At 54.9% G+C, this 1,029-nt stretch carries 2 protein-coding genes; both read right to left on the bottom strand.

The features are described 5' to 3' along the window. Positions 1-34: 34 nt before the first annotated feature. Positions 35-595 carry a S8 family serine peptidase gene (locus BWI97_RS26810; RefSeq protein WP_233208090.1) on the bottom strand — a complete coding sequence of 187 codons (561 nt, stop codon included), beginning with the start codon at positions 593-595 and terminating at the stop codon, positions 35-37. 5 nt (positions 596-600) lie between these two features. Continuing rightward, positions 601-906, bottom strand: a complete 306-nt coding sequence (locus BWI97_RS26805) for a hypothetical protein (RefSeq protein WP_102203472.1) — start codon at positions 904-906, stop codon at positions 601-603. Positions 907-1,029: the final 123 nt, after the last annotated feature.

Raw genomic sequence — 1,029 nt, 5'->3', positions numbered from 1 at the left:
AAAACACCCACCACTGAATGATCGGCTGCGTTGATCAGACGARGTCAAGGTCATTGACGAGCATCGGCGTCCGGTTATCCCGCTGAACGGGGGCAACGGGCGTACCCGCGGGGTCCGTCCAGCATAGGGTTGCCTTAAACGGTCCGCCTCCGGTTTTGATTTCTTTTCGGTAAGTTGCTCCATTGCCCAGTACGGCCTCTTCCATGACGCTTTTCAGGTCCGGATTATTAATCACCTGGATCGCTCTTTCCATATTAATCAGGCCCCAGCCGAAGGAGTAGTCGGGGCCCGCAGCCGAACCCGTTTCGTCGGCGGTGTGGATGCCTAACCCTTTGAGTGTGGCCGCTTTCATAAACACACCACCTTTGACATTTTTGTGATGTTGCTGGAGTAGGAACAGGGAAGCCGCCGCACCCGGACTAGCCATGGATGTACCGCTGGAAACTTTGTACAAATTGTCTCCCTGAGAGGAAGCCGAGTTAATACTTACGCCCGGAGCTACCAGATCGGGTTTTACCCGGCCGTCATCGGTAGGTCCGAAACTACTGAAATCAGCGATTTCGACACTGGAAGAATCTTTGTAGCCGTTCGCCAGAATCTTTACCGCCCCGATGGCGACGATGTTTTGGCATTGGCACTGCCAATCAGAATATCATATTTGATGCCCTCGCTTTCGTCCCGGTCATTACCAGCGGCGTGAAACTGAAGGTAGTATTTGTTGCCATAAGCAATCTGATCGAACTCCCGGCATTCGCTCGTGTACACGCCGAGGGCAATGGAATCTTTGGCGAATTTGGGGCCGTAGGAGTGATTGGAAACCAGCATGCCTGCGGCGGCGGCCGTATTCATTTCCACCTTTTCATCGCTTTGAACTTCGTAGCAGTCAATCCGGGCCTGATGAGCCATCCCTTTCGCATCCGCATTGATGCCCGCGCAACCATCGTTGCGGCTACGTGAGCGGCGTGATCGGTGCCCCCGTTCGCATCGGGCTGGCTAAATAACGGCGTGTCACGCGTGACGGCCCGACCG

It is taken from the genome of Siphonobacter sp. BAB-5405 (genome assembly GCF_002872335.1).
Classification (GTDB): domain Bacteria; phylum Bacteroidota; class Bacteroidia; order Cytophagales; family Spirosomataceae; genus Siphonobacter.
Note: the sequence above shows the minus strand (reverse complement) of the source record. Positions and strands in the feature narration are given on the sequence as shown.

Coding starts and splice junctions, on each gene's coding strand:
- BWI97_RS26805 (WP_102203472.1), bottom strand. CDS start 906: ATGGCTCATCAGGCCCGGATTGACTGCTACGAAGTTCAAAGCGATGAA.